Raw genomic sequence first — 16,022 nt, 5'->3', positions numbered from 1 at the left:
CGGCGCGCGTTTCCGGGCCCGTTCCGGCGGGCACCGGCACGCCATGTTTCCCGGATTCGCCCTCGACGAGATCGACGTCGGCCCGGTGCGCCTGCGGGTGCGCCACGGCGGCTCCGGCTCGCCCGTGGTGCTGCTGCACGGTCATCCCCGTACCCATGCGACGTGGCACCGGGTGGCGCCACTGCTCGCCGAGCGGCACACGGTGATCTGCCCGGACCTGCGGGGGTACGGCGGTTCAACGAAGCCGGCGGAGACGCCCGACCACGCCGCGTACGCCAAGCGGGCGATGGCCCGCGACGTGGTCGCGCTGCTCGACGCGCTCGGCCACGAGCGCGCCGCCGTGGTCGGCCATGACCGCGGGTCGTACGCGGCTATGCGTACCGCCCTGGACCACCCGGAGCGGGTCAGTCGTCTCGGCGTGCTCGACGGGGTGCCGATCGGGGCGGCGCTGGCCACCTGCGACGCCCGGTTCGCCGCCCGCTGGTGGCACTGGTTCTTCCTGGGTCAGACCGACAGGCCGGCGGAGCGGGTGATCAACGCCGACCCGGACGCCTGGTACGGCGGCTCCCCCGCCGAGATGGGCGAGGAGGCGTACGCGGATTACCACCGGGCCATCCACGACCCGGCGACGGTGCACGCGATGTGCGAGGACTACCGGGCGGGTCTGGGGCCGGACCGCGCCGCCGACGACGCGGACCGGGCGGCCGGGCGGAGGATCGGCTGCCCGGTGCTGTTCGTCTGGTCCGAGCGCGACGACATGGTGGAGTTGCACGGCGACCCGGCGGCGGTCTGGCGGGAGTGGGCGGACGACGTACGGGCGGCGTCGATCGACTCGGGTCACCACATGGCCGAGGAGGCGCCGGAGGCGCTGGCCGCCGTGCTGAGCGACTTCCTGACCGCCTGAGCGCTCAGCCGACGGGCGCGGGCTCGCGGGCCGGGCGGGGGTCGACGCCGAGGATTCCCCTGCGGCGGGCCCAGCGTTCGAAGATCACGGTGGCGAACGGCGGCACGGCGCACGCCAGCGCCACGAGGGTCACCGGCAGGCTCCAGCGGCGCAGCCGCGCCACCGCGAGCACCAGCAACCCGTACGCGATGAACAGGCCGCCGTGGATCGGACCGAAGACCTTGACGCCCAGCTCATTGTCGGGCGGACCGTACTTGACGGCCATCCCGGCCAGCAGGGCCAGCCAGGAGCAGGCCTCGGCGATCGCCGCCGCGACGAACAGCCGGGTCACCTTCTCGCGCATCCGGCAATCCTAGCGGCGCCGGCCGTTCGCGCCCTCGCCGACCACAGAGCGTGCGACAGGGGTCACGGGGCTTGCCACTGGGTAGGAAAGAACCCTCGGGTCTTCCCCGCCCGCACGGCCGCGTGCGAGGTTAGGGGGAACCAGCGGTGACAGGGCGGTGACCATGGGCGAGGATGTCGGCGTACGGACCTTCAGTCGGGAGGATCGGGCCCGCTACCGGGAAAAGGTGCGGAACTGCCTGGATGTCTTCGCCGAGATGCTGCGGGAGTCGCGGTTCGACATCGACCGGCCGATGACGGGGCTGGAGATCGAGCTGAACCTCGTGGACGAGGCGTCGAATCCGGCCATGCGCAACGCCGACGTGTTGGCGGCCATCGAGGATCCGAGCTTCCAGACCGAGCTGGGCCAGTTCAACATCGAGATCAACGTGCCGCCACGCCGGCTGACCGGCACCGGAACCCTCGACTTCGAGGAGCACGTGCGGGCCAGCCTCAACGCCGCCGAGGAGAAGGCCCGCACGGTCGGCGCGCACATGGTCATGATCGGCATCCTGCCGACGTTGCGCCCCGAGCACCTCACCGCCGAGACGCTGTCGGCCAACCCGCGCTACAAGCTGCTCAACGAGCAGATCTTCGCGGCGCGGGGCGAGGACCTGCCGATCGCCATCTCCGGGGTGGAGCGCCTGGCGGTCACCGCCGACACGATCACCCCGGAGGCGGCCTGCACCAGCACCCAGTTCCACCTCCAGGTCAGCCCGGCGCAGTTCGCCGACTACTGGAATGCCGCCCAGGTGGTCGCCGGCATCCAGGTGGCCCTCGGGGCGAACGCGCCGCTGCTGTTCGGTCGGGAGCTGTGGCGCGAGACCCGCATCCCGCTGTTCCAGCAGGCCACCGACACCCGGCCGGAAGAGATAAAAGCCCAGGGGGTACGCCCCAGAGTCTGGTTCGGCGAACGATGGATCACCAGCGTCTTCGACCTGTTCGAGGAGAACGTCCGCTACTTCCCGGCGCTGCTGCCGGTGTGCGACCCGCAGGACCCGGCGCAGACCCTGGCGGCCGGCGAGGTGCCGAACCTCGCCGAACTGCGGCTGCACAACGGCACGATCTACCGCTGGAACCGTCCGGTGTACGACGTGTCGCGCGGCCGGCCGCACCTGCGCGTGGAGAACCGGGTGCTGCCGGCCGGGCCGACCGTGCTGGACACCATCGCCAACGGCGCGTTCTACTTCGGACTGGTTCGCGCCCTGGCCGAGTCGGACCGGCCCCTGTGGTCACAGATGTCGTTCAGCGCCGCCGAGGAGAACTTCACCAGTTGTGCCCGGCACGGCATCGACGCGCAGGTCTTCTGGCCCGGCCTCGGCTACCTGCCGGTCACCGAACTGGTGCTGCGTCGGCTGCTGCCGATGGCGCACCACGGCCTGGACCGGTGGGGCCTCGACCCGACCGAGCGGGACCGCCTGCTGGGCGTCATCGAGCAGCGCTGCCTGACCAACCGCAACGGCGCGACCTGGCAGGTGGCGACGCTGCACCGGTTGGAGTCCGCCGATCACCTGGACCGGCCGGAGGCGCTGCGCGAGGTGGTGCGGCACTACGTGGAGCTGATGCACAGCAACCGGCCGGTACACGAGTGGCCGATTCCCTGACGATCGCCGGTCCTTTGTGGACCCCCCATTACATCGACCATCGTCATAGGCTGTAGCGGCTCGGACGTCGCACGTCGATGACGATGGAGGCAACTGTGGCCGGTTCCGGCGCGGATCCCGTCCCGACCCGCACATCCGCTCGGCTGGCCCTGTCGCGTCGTCGCATGCTGGGCATGGGAACGGCGGCCGCCGGCACAGTGGTGCTCGCCGGCCATGCCGACGCCGCATCCGCGCACAGCGCGCCCGAGCCGAAGGCGCGGCCGGCGCTGCGGGCGCCGGCGCTGGCGCCCGGGGACCGGGTCCGGGTCGTCTCTCCCGGAGGCACTCCCAACCCGACGAACATGGCGCGCGGCATCGAGATCCTGCGGAGCTGGGGTCTGGAGGTGGAGCTGGGCGAGCATGTCTACGCGAAGTACGGCTACCTGGCCGGCACCGACGCGCAGCGACTGGCGGACCTGAACGCCGCGCTCAACGACCCCGGCGTACGCGCCGTCTTCGCCGCCCGTGGCGGTTACGGCACGCAGCGGATCGTCGACGAGATCGACGTGTCCGGCCTGCGCCGCGACCCCCGGGTGGTCGTGGGCTTCAGCGACATCACCAGCATCCATGGCCGGCTCTGGCGGGAGACCGGGCTGGTCACCTTCTACGGGCCGATGGTCAATTGGAGCGACAGCCGCACCGGCCCCGAGTCGGCAGAGGCGTTGCGGAGCGCGGTGATGACCACCGCGCCCGTCACGGTCACCAGGGACCCGGCCGAGACGGCCGCCCCGGTGGTGGTTCCGGGGCTCGCGTCGGGCCCGCTGCTCGGCGGGACCCTGACGATGCTCTCCACGTCGCTCGGCGCGGCGGACGCTCCGCGGTTCGACGACGCGATCCTGTTCTTCGAGGACGTGGACGAGGCTCCGTACCGCATCGACCGGATGGTGACCGAGCTGCGCCGGGTGGGCGTGCTGTCCCGGGTTGCCGGGGTGGTCATCGGTCAGATCACCAACAGCGTTGGCGGCGCTGGCGAGTGGGACGCGGCTGCGGTGCTCAAGGACCGCCTGTACGACCTGGGCGTGCCCGTCCTGGGCGGGCTCCGCCTGGGGCACGGCCCCGGGCAGCTCACCGTCCCACTCGGCGCACGGGCCACGATCGACGCCGAGGCGGGGACCCTGACCGTGGAGGCCGGGGTCCGCGCCCGTTGAGAGCGTGACCGCCCTCAGCCGCGTGGGGTGGGGACACCGAAGAGGTCGGTGATGCCGCCGGGCAACTGCGCCAGCAGGTCGTGCCGGTCGTCGTCGTCGAGCGCCTCGGCGACGGTGTTCAGCACCACCTGGGCGTGTTGACGCACCTGGTCCCCGTTCGACACCTGCTCACGGTCGCCGACCTTCTTCAGGAACTCCTCGACGTCCCACCGGCGTCCCTGCGGGTTTCGGGTGACAGAATCGTTCAGCCGATCGGGCAGCTGTGCCGCCAGGTTGTCGGCCTCCTGTCCGGCGAGCCGTTCGCCGAGCACCGACAGGACGGCCTGCACCGAGCGCACGGCCTCGTTCTCCCCGAGCCCTCCGCGCTGTCGTACGGTCGCGATCATCTGCTCGTACTCCATGACCCGCTCCCTCCCGTCTCCGGAACGGACGGCGTTCCCGAGCCCACGGACCACAAACGCGCCACCCCCCTCGCGCCGATCTTGCGGTTTCGGTTGTCGACATGGGGCGGTATGCCCCTTGTGTCGCCACAGAAAGTGCAAGATCGGCGCGAGGGGGGTGGGGGCGGTCAGACCTTGAGGAGCACCTTGGTGCAGTCGTCCTGCTTCTTCTGGAAGATCTTGTAGCCCTTGGGGGCGTCGCGCAGCGGCATGCGGTGGCTGACGATGAAGCTCGGGTCGATCTCGCCGCGTTGGATGCGTTCCAGCAGGGGGCGGGTGTAGCGCTGCACATGACACTGGCCGGTCCGCATGATCAGTGACCGGTTCATGAACGCGCCCATCGGGAACTTGTCGACGAAGCCGCCGTACGCGCCGACGACCGACACCACTCCCCCGGATCGGCACGCCAGGATCGCCTCCCGCAACGCGAACGGCCGTTCCGTCTCGGTCCGGGTGGCCTGTTTGGCCCGGTCGTACGCGTACCTGGCGGAGTTGCCGTGGTGGCCCTCCAGACCGACCGCGTCGATGCACGCGTCGGGCCCCCGACCGGCGGTCATCTCGTTGAGGGTGTCCAGTACGTCGACGTCCTCGTAGTTGATCGTCTCGGCGTCGGCGTGCTCGGCGGCGAGCCGCAGCCGGTACGGGAAACGGTCGATGACGATCACCCGCTCCGCGCCGAGCAGCCGGGCGCTGGCCGCCGCGAGCAGCCCCACCGGTCCCGCGCCCCAGATCGCGATGACCTGCCCGGGTTTGATGTCGCACATCTCGGCGCCCATGTAGCCGGTCGGGAAGACGTCGGCGAGCAGGACGGCCTGGTCGTCGGGGATCTCGTCGGGCACCTTGAGCGGGCCGACATCGGCGAACGGCACCCGCGCGTACTCGGCCTGGCCGCCCGCGTACCCGCCGAGCAGGTGGGAGTAGCCGAAGATGCCGGCCGGCGAGTGGCCCATGACCTTCTCGGCGATGCCGGCGTTGGGGTTGGAGTTCTCGCACACCGAGTAGAGGCCGCGCTGACAGGAGGAGCAGTGCCCGCAGGCGATCGGGAACGGCACCACCACCCGGTCGCCGGGCTTGAGGTTGCGGACCTGCGGCCCGACCTCCACCACCTCGCCCATGAACTCGTGGCCGAGGATGTCGCCCTTGCGCATCGCGGGGATGTAGCCGTGGTAGAGGTGCAGGTCGGAGCCGCAGATCGCGGTGGTGCTGACCCGCACGATGGCGTCCCGGGCGTTCATGATCGTCGGATCGGGCACGTCGATCACCTTGACGGTGTCGGTGCCCATCCAGGCGGTGGCCTTCATGTCGCGGTCCCTTCGGATCCGGTGGTCAGCGACGGGACGCCGGGAGCGGCTGCGCGGGCCGCTGCATGGCCTGCTGGCGTACGGAGATGCCGTTCGGGCTGCCCTCGGAGCGGACCACCTCGCCGGCCTCCAGCACCTGCTTGAACCGGCGCAGGTCGTCGCGGACCTGCTGCTCGGGCTCCTCGCCGAAGAGCTTCGCCACGGCCCGGCCGAGCGCGCCCGCCGGTGGCGCGTAGCGCAGTTGCACCCGGACCTCGGTGCCGCGGTCGCCCGGAGCGGGCACGAACGCGACCCGACCGGCGTTCGCCACCCGGCTGCCGGGCAGCGACCGCCAGGTGATCGACCTGTTCGGCTGATCGTCGATGATCTCGGCGTCCCACTCGACGCGGCGGCCGGCCGGTCCACGGGCGACCCAGTGCGAGAGACGCAGGTCGTCGGCGCGTACCGACTCCAGGTGCGCCATGAACCGGGGCAGGTTCTCCATGTCACGCCAGAACCGGTACGCCTCGGCGGGCGACCGGTTGACCGTCACCGCGATCTCCATCCGGATCATCCGCGCCCGGGCCCGGCGGGCACGCCCGGCGGCGATCGCGATGGCGACGTCCAGGGCGGTGATGCCGGCGATCGTGGCCGTGGTCAGGGCCAGGCGACGGCGTCGCTCACCCCGCCGGTCGGCCATGGCCCGGCCCAGCAGGGCCAGGTCGAGGGCGTCACCAGCGACCCGGGTCCACGCCCAGCCGACCGGGCGGCGGCCGGCGAGCAGACCGACGGCGTGCGCCAGTTCGCGGGCGCCGACGGCCCCGATGACGGCCGGCGCCGCCGGGGAGTCGTCCACCCCGGTCAGTCGCGCGAGCGGTCGGGGCGCGGCCAGCGCGCTCATGCCCAGGGCCAGGCTCAGCAGGCCCAGAGCCCGCGGCAGGGTCGGCGACACCGGTCCCTCCAGCTCCGGCAGGAGCACGGTCTCGACACGGCTCATGTCCGGTCCCTTCCGGTAGGCGTCGCCGCCGGTCCGGCGGGCAGCGGTATCCGCTCCGGTGACGCTATGCGGTATTTGTGGACTGTGCGCCTGGTTCGGGCAGAAGGCGGCATCCGCCGCGCGCCCGGCACCTTCAGTCAGCATCACGACATTGACCGATTTGGATCAACCGCAGGCCGTTACGGTCGGCTCACCCCCGTTCCGTCGCCGCGAGGAGCACGCCTGTGAGCCCTACCCTCCTGCGCAGACTGACCACCGCCATCACCGTCGCGTTGCTCGTCGCGGAGGCCGCCGCGCCGGCTCTGGCGCGTACCGCCGAGTCCGCGCCCGCGCCCGGCGGCGTCCGCGCCGTCGTGCGCGACGCGGCCACCGGCGTGCCGGTCCCCCGCGCCTGCGCCGCGCTCGTGCCCGTCGACGCCGCGGCGCTCGCGGCAGTCACCCTCGGAGAGGACCAGCTCGGCCGGTACGGCGGCTGCGCCGACGAGCAGGGCAGCCTGGTGACCGGTGACGTCGCCCCCGGGGACTACCGGTTGCTCGTGCGGCCCTACGACACGACCCGGCACGGCTGGCAGTGGGTCGGCCGGCACGGCGGCACCGGCGAGCGCGAGCGCGCATATGTCATCCGGGTCCGGGCCGGCGCGGTGACCAGCGCGCCGGACATCCGGCTCGATCCGCCCGGCACGGTCGTCGGAGTGGTGACCGACGCGGCGACCGGTGCCCCGGTCCCGCGAGCGCTGGTGATGGTGGTGCCGTACGTGCCGGACCCCAAGTACGGCGACCACGGGCCCACGACCGATGAGAATGGCCGCTACACGATCACGGGCCTCGGGCCGTACGAGTGGCCGGTGCAGTTCGCGGCGGGCGGGTACGCCAGCGTCTGGTCCGGCGGGGTGGGCAGCCGGGCGCAGGCGCGAGGAGTACGGGTCCGCGCCGCGCGGACGGCGACCCTCGACCAGGCGCTACCCGCCGGCACCCCGGTCGGCGGGGCGGTACGCGTCGACGAGCTGCTCACCTACGCCCAGGTGCTCGCCTTCGACGCGGCGACCGGGGACCTGGCCGGCGTGGCGGACGTGGGCGACGGCTACGCCCTGCGGCTGCTCCCCGGGCAACGGGTGCGGCTGCGCTGCGACTGCGCGTACACCCAGCCGGTGTGGCACCGCGACGCGGCCAGCTTCGACACCGCGACTCCCCTGCGGGTCCGGCACACGCCGGTCGTGGTCGACTTCGACCTCGGCTAGAACACCCACCGGAGCACGGTGACCAGGCCGACCACGCACAGCGCCACCAGCACCACGCCGATCACCGCCGCCACCAGGCAGCCCAACCCCTCCCGCCACGAACTCGGCTCCTCGGGACGTGGCCCGTCATCGGTCCAGGTGACGGGCCCGTACCGGCCGGCCTGCTCCAGCAGTCGCGCGAAGCGCGCGCCCGCCACCGGCCCGAGTCTGGCGCTGGGGTCGGCGGTCACCCGCAACGCCCGCAGACGCCGCCAGGCGTTCCCGTAGGCCCGCTCGAACGCGGCGACCTCCCGCGCGTCGGCGTCCTCGCCGAGGAAGCCCCACCGCCCCGCCTCGGCCACGTTGCCCACCTGCCGGTAGAGCGCGGCACGCCGCGCCCGCACCTCCAGGTCGTCGGGGTACGCGGCGGTCAGGCTCGCCAGGCGTTGCATCGCCGGGTGCACGTGCCCGCGCTCCAGATCCGCCGCCACCCTCGCCAGCACCTGTTCCTTCGCCACGGCGGACATTCTGAGCGGTGCGCCTGCCACGCCGACAGCTCATTTCCGTCGGTCGGGCGTTAGCAACGGGCCGCAGCGGGTAGCCGTCGTCCGCTCTTTCTCGGGCCGGGAGGTGGGATGACGACGGCGACCAGCGACTTCTTCGAGCGGCTGGCGGCCGCGTGTCGGGATCCGCGGTTCAGCAAGGTGTGCGGGAGCGTGCGCTTCGACATCGCCGACGGGGACGCCCTGGAGCAGTGGCTCCTGGTCATCGACCACGGCAAGCTACAGGTGTCGCAGAGCGGAGACCCGGCCGACACCGTCATCAGGGTGCCGGCACAGGTGGCGGAGTCGATGGCGCGCGGCGAGGTGAACGGGCTGGCGGCGATCGAGCGCGGCGAGATCCTGGTCGACGGCGACCTCGCCCTGGCGTTGCGCATCGGGCGACTGTTTCCCCGGGGGGCCGATGGTGGCGCGGGAGCCGACCAGCCGACGGCGACCAGCGCGCCGTGAGGGACATCCCGGGCACGGTGTCGTGCATCGACGGCAACACCTTCATCGTGTCGGACGCCAGTGGAGACGTGGAGTCGTCGCCCGCAACGCCGGTGGGGCTGTTCGCCAACGACACGCGCTACCTGTCCCGCTGGGTGCTCACCGTCAACGGCGAGCGGTTGGCCGCCCTGTCGGTGGACGACAGCCAGTACTACGAGGTCACGTTCTTCGTGGTGCCGGGCGGGGCCGTCGACTACGTGGAGGCGGACGTGTCCGCGATCCGGCGGCGACGCATCGGCCCGGACCTGACCGAGACGCTGACGATCTTCAACTACGGCCAGGGAGTGGTGGACCTCGACGTGCGACTGGAGGTCGAGGCCGACTTCGCCGACATCTTCGAGATCAAGTTCGACATCCAGGACAAGGCGGGCAGCTACTACACCGACGTCGAGCCGAACGAGTTGCGGGTCGGTTATCGACGCGGGACGTACCGGCGTGAGGTCGTCGTGTCGACGAGCGAGTCGGCCACCATCGACGCGCGCGGTCTGCGGTACGCGGTGCGGCTGCCGCCCGGGGAGCAGTGGGACACCCGGTTGCGGGTGGTCATGCGGGCGCTGCGACCGGACGGCGTCGACCTGCGCGCCGCCCTGCGCGCTCTCCGCCCGGACGAGTCGACACTGCCGGACAGCGTGCGCGAGTGGGTGGCGCAGGCGCCGACGTTGGACACCGAGAGCGCCACCCTCCAACAGGTCTACCATCGCAGCCTGGTGGACCTCGCGGCGCTGCGCTTCGCGCCGCTGTCGCTCGGTGGAGCTGCCGTACCCGCGGCCGGGCTCCCCTGGTTCATGACCCTGTTCGGCCGCGACAGCCTGCTGACCTGCCTACAGACCCTGCCCGTCACGCCGTCGCTGGCCCCGCCGACACTGCGGATCCTCGCCTCGCTCCAGGGCGCCCGGACCGACGACGTGCTGGAGGAGGATCCCGGACGGATCCTGCACGAGCTGCGCTACGGGGAGTCGGCCGCGTTCGAGGAGCAGCCGCACTCCCCCTACTACGGCACCGTCGACGCGTCGCCCCTGTTCGTGGTGCTGCTCGACGAGTACGAGAGGTGGAGCGGCGACACCGCGTTGGTGATGGAGTTGGAGCAGGAGGCGCGCGCGGCCCTGACCTGGATCGACGAGTACGCGGACCTGACGTCGACCGGCTACGTCTGGTACCAGCGGCGCAACCGGGCCACCGGCCTGGACAACCAGTGCTGGAAGGACTCCTGGGACAGCATCTCCTACGCCGACGGCCGGTTGCCCGGGTTCCCGCGGGCGACGTGTGAGGTCCAGGGGTACGCCTACGACGCCAAGCTTCGCGGGGCTCGACTCGCGCGTACGTTCTGGGGCGACCGCGAGTACGCCGAGCGCCTGGAGCGCGAGGCGGCGGCGCTGTACGAACGCTTCAACCGGGACTTCTGGCTCGAGGACCGCGGCTACTACGCCCTCGCGCTCGACCACGACGGCACTCCCGTGGACAGCCTCTCCTCGAACATCGGCCACCTGCTGTGGAGTGGCATCGTGGCCCCCGACCGGGCCGCGCGGGTCGTCGAGCACCTGATGGGTCCGGCGCTCTTCTCCGGCTGGGGCGTGCGGACCTTCGCCTCCGGGCAGAGCCGCTACAACCCGCTCGGCTACCACAACGGCACCGTCTGGCCGTTCGACAACTCGTTCATCGCGTGGGGCCTGCGTCGTTACGGGTTCCTGAGCGAGGCGGGCCGCATCGCCGAGGGCATCCTGTCGGCCGCGACCTACTTCCAGGGGCGGCTGCCCGAGGCGTTCGGAGGCTTCGACCGCAGCACCACCCGGTACCCGGTCCGGTATCCCACCGCCGGCAGCCCGCAGGCGTGGTCCAGCGGTGCGCCGATGCTGCTGCTGCGCACTATGCTCGGCCTCGACCCGCACGAGGAACACCTGGCCGTGAATCCCGCGCTGCCGTCCGCCTTCGACCGGATCGCGCTGCTGGACATTCCCGGACGCTGGGGGCGCGTCGACGCGTACGCCCGGCACCGCCCGGACCGGAACTAGCGCGTGTGCAGGACGGCACGGGCCTGTTCGGCGGCGCGCGTGATGCTCTCGCTGATGAAGTCGAGGAAGCGGGCGATGTTCTCCAGGCGGGCGGCGGCCGGGGTGCCGGGGCCGAGGACGGCGACGCCCTCACGTGCTGTCGCGATGAGTTGGTCGTTGGCGCGGGCGCTGGCCATCGTCGCCTGGTAGAAGAGTTCGGTGTCGATGACGTAGCGGTCGCGGCGGCGCTCGTCGCGCTCGCGGCGTACGAGACTCTGACTCTCCAGGAAGCTGATGGCCTTGGAGATGGACGCCGGGCTGACGTGCAGACGCTGGGCCAGCTCCGCCGCGGTGAGGCTGCCTGTGTCGGTGGTGAACAGGCAGGTCAGTACCCGGGCCCCCATCTTGTTCAGACCCGTCGCCATGAGGACGGTGGTGAACACCTCCTCGTACCCGGCGACGGCCTCGGCATCGCGGCCGTGCGGCTGCGGGATCGCCTCGGCGGTCCGGGTGGCGGACGGCACGCGGCGGCGGGCGCGGCGTTCGGTGGCGCGGTGGGCGAGGTCGGCCCGGTAGGCGTTCGGGCCGCCGTTGCGCAGCACCTCGCGGGTGACGGTCGAGGTCGGACGGTCGAGGCGTCGGGCGATCTCGGCGTACGGGAGGCTGTCGGCCAGCCCGGACGCGATCTGCTGACGGTCCTGCTGGGTGAGTCTGCCTCCCGGCACGGTGATCTCCTCGGTGGTCGTCCTCAACGGCATTGCCACCATAGCGTTCACCACCAGTTGATTGCAATGGCGGCAACGCCGGGCGTTGCTTTAGCGACAGATCGGTTGCAACGTTTACAACGCTCTTAGCTGCTGTTACTGCCTATCTACGCAACATGGCTGTTGCCGCAAACTGGAAAGCAACGTAGCGTTTCCAATGTCAGAAACACCGGAGAGAGCATCGGAGAACGCCGTGCAGAGCTTCGCCACCCCCGCCCCCATCGCCGCCGTCCTGGACATCCCCGCCGGGCGCGTCCAACTCATCGCCGCCGACCGCGCGGACACCACCGTCGAGGTCCGGCCCGCCGACGCCGGCCGCGGCCGCGACACCCGGGCCGCCGAGCAGACCACCATCGCGTACGCCGACGGCGTCCTGCGGGTCACGACCGCGTCCCCCGACAACCAGCTCCTGGGCCCCACCGGCTCGGTGGAGGTCACCATCCAACTGCCCGCCGACTCCCGCGTCGAGGTCCGGGCCGCCAGCGCCGAGCTGCGCGGCGTCGGACGCCTCGGTGACGTCACCGTGGACGGCGCGTACCGCCACATCAAGGTCGACGAGGCGGCCAGCATGCGCCTCACCGCCGTCGACGGCACCGTCGAGGTCGGTCGGCTCAACGGACCCGCCGAGATCAGCACCACGCGGGGCGACATCCGCGTCGCGCAGGCAACGCGAGGCCGGCTCGTGCTGCGTACCCAGTCCGGCGACATCTCGGTCGCCGCCGCCAGCGGCGTCTCGGCCGCCCTGGACGCCGGCACCGGCCACGGGCGCATCAGCAACGCCCTGGTCAACCACGGCAGCGCCGACCTCGACATCCACGCCACCACCTCGTCGGGCGACATCACCGCCCGCAGCCTCTGACAACCCAACCCCTTAAAGGAGTACGACAATGACGACGAACACCCCCTCCTCGACCCCTTCGCCGTGGACCGGCATGGTGCCGGTCGACGACACCGCCCTGGCCGTCACCGACACCGGCGGCACGGGCGTCCCGGTGGTCTTCCTCAACGGCCAGTTCGCCACCCAGGGGTACTGGCGGAACGTCATCACCGACCTGGGCACCCGATGGCGGCACATCACCTACGACGAGCGGGCCCGCGGCAGAAAGTCGGGACGCTCGGCGGACTACTCCTTCGCCGCGGCCGTCCGGGACGTCGACGCCGTTCTCGCCGCCCGGGGCGTCCAGCGGGCGGTGGTCGTCGGCTGGTCGTACGGGGCCGTCGTCGGCGCCCACTGGGCCCACCGCAACCCGGACCGCACGATCGGCGCGGTGCTGGTCGACGGAGCGTTCCCGCACGACTGGCTCGACGACGCCATGGAGCAGCGGATCCGTAAGCTGTTCCGGCGGATGGGCTGGTTCACGCCGCTGCTGCGGCCGACCGGCCTGACCCCGCGCATGAGCGCCGCCCAGCAGGCGGAGAGCAACATCGAGCTGGGCCGGCTCTCCCGGGAACGCGAACTGGGTCCGGTGCTGGACGGCATCACCGTTCCGGTGCGGTACGTGGTCGCCTCGGGAACGTCCCTCGGCAGCAAGGGAGACGAGCAGGAACGCATCCGCGCCAGCCTCGACGCGGTGACCGCGCGCAACCCGAACATCCGAATCCACGCGAAGGTCGCCAGCAACCACGGCGCGATCCTGAAGAAGGACTTCGCGGCCGCCGCCCAGGCCGTACGCGAGGTCGCCGCCCTGGACAGCGAGCACCGCTGACACACACCGACCCCGGTCCCCCGGCCGCCGCGCGCGACCGGGTGGCCGGGCGTCGGCGGGGAATCGGCGCACCACTGTGGATGATCGCCTGGTAGGAAGAAGGCAACCGCCTCACCCTCGGGAGATCACTGTGCCTCGTACCCCTCTGTCTCGCCGTTCCCTGCTGGCCGCCGGCGGCGCGACGGCCGTCGCGCTCGGCGCGGCCGTCGCCGGTCCGTCCGGGGCGAGCGCCGCCGCCGCGCCGCCGGCCGACGACACCGTTGCCACGCCGGCCGAGGCGCTGCGTCGGCTGCTCGCCGGCAACCACCGATTCACCAGCGGACACGGTCGGCACCCGCACCAGGGCATCGACGACCTGCACCGCCTCGCCGCCGGCCAGCACCCGTTCACCATCACGGTCGGCTGCGCCGACTCCCGGGTCGCGCCCGAGGTGCTGTTCGACCAGGGGCTCGGTGACCTGTTCGACAACCGGGTGGCCGGCAACATCGTCGACGACCTGCTGCTGGGCAGCGTCGAGTTCGCCGTGGAGGAGTTCGGCAGCCTGCTGATCGTCGTCCTCGGGCACGAACGCTGCGGCGCGATCACGGCCACCATCGACGCCATCCACACCGGCGGCACCGCTCCCGGACACATCGGCACCATCGTCGACAGCCTCCGCCCGGTGGTCGAGCCGGTGCTGAGCCAGCCCGGCGACCCGGTGGAGAACGCCGTCCGCGCCAACATCGCCGCCCAGGTTCGGGCACTGTCGGCGCGCAGCCCGATCATCGCCGAGAAGGTGCGTCAGGGCGCGCTGCGGGTCGTCGGCGCGCGCTACGACCTGGACAACGGACGGGTCTCCCTGGTGGCCTGACGACGTGTTTCCCGGTCGCCCGTCCGGTACGGGCGGCCGGGGCTACTCCAGCGTCCAGGTGACGGCGGGTGGGCGGACCCGAGCGCAGACCGGCCCGCCGGCCGCGTCCGTCAGCCCCAGTCTGCTCACCAGCAACCCCCCGCTCTCGTGCGCGGCGCGCAGCAGGGTGGTCGGGATGTCGGTGAACATCAGCTTGGCTCGCCGGAACATCACGAACCCGTCATCGATCACCGCGCCCCAGCTCAGGTAGAGAAAACGCCCTCCGGGTCGTCCATGCACGAACGGCCCGCCGACGTCCAGCACCCCGTCGATCTCCCGGCTGGACACCGCTACGTTCCAGACCACCCGTGCCGCGTCGACCCGTACGCGATCGATCACCTCGGTTCTGCGCTGGATGCCGACGTGTACGTTGCCGAGCCGCAGCGCGTCGGCCTCCGCGCCCGCGCGCCGGCCCGGCAGGTCACTGCCCTCGATCCGGATCCGCACCCCACCAACTCTAGTTTCTCCGCCTCGACCGCCCGATGGTCGCCGCTGACCGACCGCTCGCGGCTAGGGTGCGTTCATGGTTGACCGGCGTCAGGTGATGGCCTACCGCGTGCGGGCGCAGCAGCTGGACCGGGACGAGGGCTCGCTGGCCGACACCGCCGTCCTGGACATCGGCGTGCAGAACACCGGGCCGGACGGCGCCCGCTGGGCCCTGGCGGTGCGTGGCGTCGACGTGACCGCGCTGTCCGACGCCGACGTGGTCCTGTTGTGGACCGTACGGGGTGCTCCGCACCTCTATCGCCGGGCCGACGTCGGGCAGGTGGTGGCCGCGGTCGAGCCGTTCTCCGACGCCGACGCGGGCAAGCGCATCTACGACGCCTCGAAGCCGTTGAGGGCCGCCGGCATCGGCAACCTCGCCGCCCTCGACGAGGTGGCCGCCAGCATGCGGGCGATCGTCACCGCGCCAACGGTCAAGGGCGACGTCTCCGGCCGCCTGGCGACCATGCTGCCCGAGCCGTACCTGCGGTTCTGCCGGCCGTGCGACGCCACCCACCTGTACGAGATGCCCTTCCGGCTGGCCGCCGCGCGGGCCGGTCTGGAGTTGCAGCTCGACACCTCACCTCCGGTCCTGCGGCGCATCACCGGCTTCCGCCGGGCGTCCGCACCGGGCGACCGGTTCGACATCGTCCGCGCGTACCTTCGGCTGCTCGGCCCCGCTACTGCGAAGCAGGTCGCCGACTATCTCGACGCGCCGGTCAAGGATGTGAAGGCACGCTGGCCCGACGACGTGGTCGACGTGACGGTCGACGGCGAATCGCGCTCGCTGCTGGCCGCCGACGAGGCGGCGCTGACGTCGGCCGAGGTGAGCGTGACCCGCCTGCTCGGCCCGTTCGACCTGTTCCTACAGGCGAAGGACCGGACGACACTCGCGCCCGACGCCGCCCACGCGAAGGAGTTGTGGCCGGTGCTGGGCCGCCCGGGCGCGGTGCTGGTCGACGGCGAGATCGTCGGCACCTGGCGGCCCCGCAAGTCCGGCAGGTCGTTCACGGTGGCGGTCCAGCCCTGGCGCAAACTGTCCGCCGGCACGCGCGACGCCATCACCGCGCAGGCCGAACGCCTCGCCACGCACCGCTCCGCCACGCTCGCCGCCGTCGACTTCGCCAGCTAGC

The 16,022-nt window shown here is 72.0% G+C and carries 17 protein-coding genes; 10 read left to right on the top strand and 7 right to left on the bottom strand.

Annotated features, from left to right (window positions below):
* The first annotated feature begins 43 nt into the window (after nt 1-43).
* On the top strand, nt 44-904 hold the full coding sequence (locus tag ACQP0N_RS15055; RefSeq protein ID WP_433120924.1) for an alpha/beta fold hydrolase: 861 nt from the start codon (nt 44-46) through the stop codon (nt 902-904).
* Between the two features lie 4 nt (nt 905-908).
* Here the strand turns inward: ACQP0N_RS15055 and ACQP0N_RS15050 are convergent, their stop codons facing one another.
* The gene (locus ACQP0N_RS15050; protein WP_433120922.1) at nt 909-1,247 is read right to left on the bottom strand and encodes a DUF3817 domain-containing protein; all 339 of its coding nucleotides are present in this window, start codon (nt 1,245-1,247) and stop codon (nt 909-911) included.
* 163 nt (nt 1,248-1,410) lie between these two features.
* On the opposite strand from ACQP0N_RS15050, the gene ACQP0N_RS15045 reads away from it, so the two are divergent.
* The gene (locus ACQP0N_RS15045) at nt 1,411-2,889 is read left to right on the top strand and encodes a glutamate--cysteine ligase (RefSeq protein WP_433120920.1); all 1,479 of its coding nucleotides are present in this window, start codon (nt 1,411-1,413) and stop codon (nt 2,887-2,889) included.
* 164 nt (nt 2,890-3,053) lie between these two features.
* A complete protein-coding gene (locus ACQP0N_RS15040; RefSeq protein ID WP_433120918.1) occupies nt 3,054-4,076 on the top strand; it encodes a S66 peptidase family protein in 1,023 nt (340 codons plus the stop codon).
* 14 nt (nt 4,077-4,090) lie between these two features.
* On the opposite strand, the gene ACQP0N_RS15035 is transcribed toward ACQP0N_RS15040, so the two are convergent.
* The 3 genes from ACQP0N_RS15035 to ACQP0N_RS15025 form a co-directional block, all read right to left on the bottom strand.
* Nucleotides 4,091-4,477, bottom strand: coding sequence for a DUF2267 domain-containing protein (locus ACQP0N_RS15035; RefSeq protein ID WP_355052410.1), 387 nt, complete (start codon nt 4,475-4,477; stop codon nt 4,091-4,093).
* 167 nt (nt 4,478-4,644) lie between these two features.
* Nucleotides 4,645-5,817, bottom strand: coding sequence for a zinc-dependent alcohol dehydrogenase (locus ACQP0N_RS15030; RefSeq protein ID WP_433120916.1), 1,173 nt, complete (start codon nt 5,815-5,817; stop codon nt 4,645-4,647).
* A 25-nt stretch (nt 5,818-5,842) separates the two neighbouring features.
* Nucleotides 5,843-6,793 carry an SRPBCC family protein gene (locus tag ACQP0N_RS15025; RefSeq protein WP_433120914.1) on the bottom strand — a complete coding sequence of 317 codons (951 nt, stop codon included), beginning with the start codon at nt 6,791-6,793 and terminating at the stop codon, nt 5,843-5,845.
* 224 nt (nt 6,794-7,017) lie between these two features.
* Here ACQP0N_RS15025 and ACQP0N_RS15020 point away from each other — a divergent pair, with 224 nt between their 5' ends.
* Nucleotides 7,018-8,031, top strand: coding sequence for a carboxypeptidase regulatory-like domain-containing protein (locus tag ACQP0N_RS15020; protein ID WP_433120912.1), 1,014 nt, complete (start codon nt 7,018-7,020; stop codon nt 8,029-8,031).
* On the opposite strand, the gene ACQP0N_RS15015 is transcribed toward ACQP0N_RS15020, so the two are convergent.
* Complete coding sequence (locus ACQP0N_RS15015) at nt 8,028-8,528, bottom strand: DUF6584 family protein (RefSeq protein ID WP_433120910.1); 501 nt, start codon at nt 8,526-8,528, stop codon at nt 8,028-8,030. The two genes, ACQP0N_RS15020 and ACQP0N_RS15015, sit on opposite strands and share 4 nt — an antisense overlap.
* 117 nt (nt 8,529-8,645) lie before the next feature.
* Between ACQP0N_RS15015 and ACQP0N_RS15010 the strand changes: the two genes are divergently transcribed.
* The gene (locus ACQP0N_RS15010; protein WP_433120908.1) at nt 8,646-9,020 is read left to right on the top strand and encodes an SCP2 sterol-binding domain-containing protein; all 375 of its coding nucleotides are present in this window, start codon (nt 8,646-8,648) and stop codon (nt 9,018-9,020) included.
* A 5-nt stretch (nt 9,021-9,025) separates the two neighbouring features.
* Nucleotides 9,026-11,068, top strand: a complete 2,043-nt coding sequence (locus ACQP0N_RS15005) for an amylo-alpha-1,6-glucosidase (protein ID WP_433121635.1) — start codon at nt 9,026-9,028, stop codon at nt 11,066-11,068.
* On the opposite strand, the gene ACQP0N_RS15000 is transcribed toward ACQP0N_RS15005, so the two are convergent.
* Nucleotides 11,065-11,772, bottom strand: a complete 708-nt coding sequence (locus ACQP0N_RS15000; RefSeq protein WP_433121633.1) for a helix-turn-helix domain-containing protein — start codon at nt 11,770-11,772, stop codon at nt 11,065-11,067. The genes ACQP0N_RS15005 and ACQP0N_RS15000 overlap by 4 nt on opposite strands.
* Before the next feature lie 196 nt (nt 11,773-11,968).
* Here ACQP0N_RS15000 and ACQP0N_RS14995 point away from each other — a divergent pair, with 196 nt between their 5' ends.
* The 3 genes from ACQP0N_RS14995 (at nt 11,969) to ACQP0N_RS14985 (ending at nt 14,367) form a co-directional block, all read left to right on the top strand.
* The gene (locus tag ACQP0N_RS14995; RefSeq protein ID WP_433120907.1) at nt 11,969-12,670 is read left to right on the top strand and encodes a DUF4097 family beta strand repeat-containing protein; all 702 of its coding nucleotides are present in this window, start codon (nt 11,969-11,971) and stop codon (nt 12,668-12,670) included.
* A gap of 28 nt (nt 12,671-12,698) precedes the next feature.
* Complete coding sequence (locus ACQP0N_RS14990) at nt 12,699-13,517, top strand: alpha/beta fold hydrolase (RefSeq protein ID WP_433120905.1); 819 nt, start codon at nt 12,699-12,701, stop codon at nt 13,515-13,517.
* A gap of 130 nt (nt 13,518-13,647) precedes the next feature.
* A complete protein-coding gene (locus ACQP0N_RS14985; protein WP_433120903.1) occupies nt 13,648-14,367 on the top strand; it encodes a carbonic anhydrase in 720 nt (239 codons plus the stop codon).
* Nucleotides 14,368-14,409: 42 nt separating this feature from the next.
* On the opposite strand, the gene ACQP0N_RS14980 is transcribed toward ACQP0N_RS14985, so the two are convergent.
* A complete protein-coding gene (locus ACQP0N_RS14980; RefSeq protein ID WP_433120901.1) occupies nt 14,410-14,853 on the bottom strand; it encodes a DUF5990 family protein in 444 nt (147 codons plus the stop codon).
* Nucleotides 14,854-14,929: 76 nt separating this feature from the next.
* Between ACQP0N_RS14980 and ACQP0N_RS14975 the strand changes: the two genes are divergently transcribed.
* Nucleotides 14,930-16,021 (top strand): winged helix DNA-binding domain-containing protein, encoded by a 1,092-nt coding sequence (locus ACQP0N_RS14975; protein WP_433120899.1) that lies wholly within the window; start codon nt 14,930-14,932, stop codon nt 16,019-16,021.
* Nucleotide 16,022: the final 1 nt, after the last annotated feature.

The sequence above is a fragment of the Micromonospora sp. CA-246542 genome (assembly GCF_050942905.1).
GTDB lineage: Bacteria > Actinomycetota > Actinomycetes > Mycobacteriales > Micromonosporaceae > Micromonospora.
Note: the sequence above shows the minus strand (reverse complement) of the source record. Positions and strands in the feature narration are given on the sequence as shown.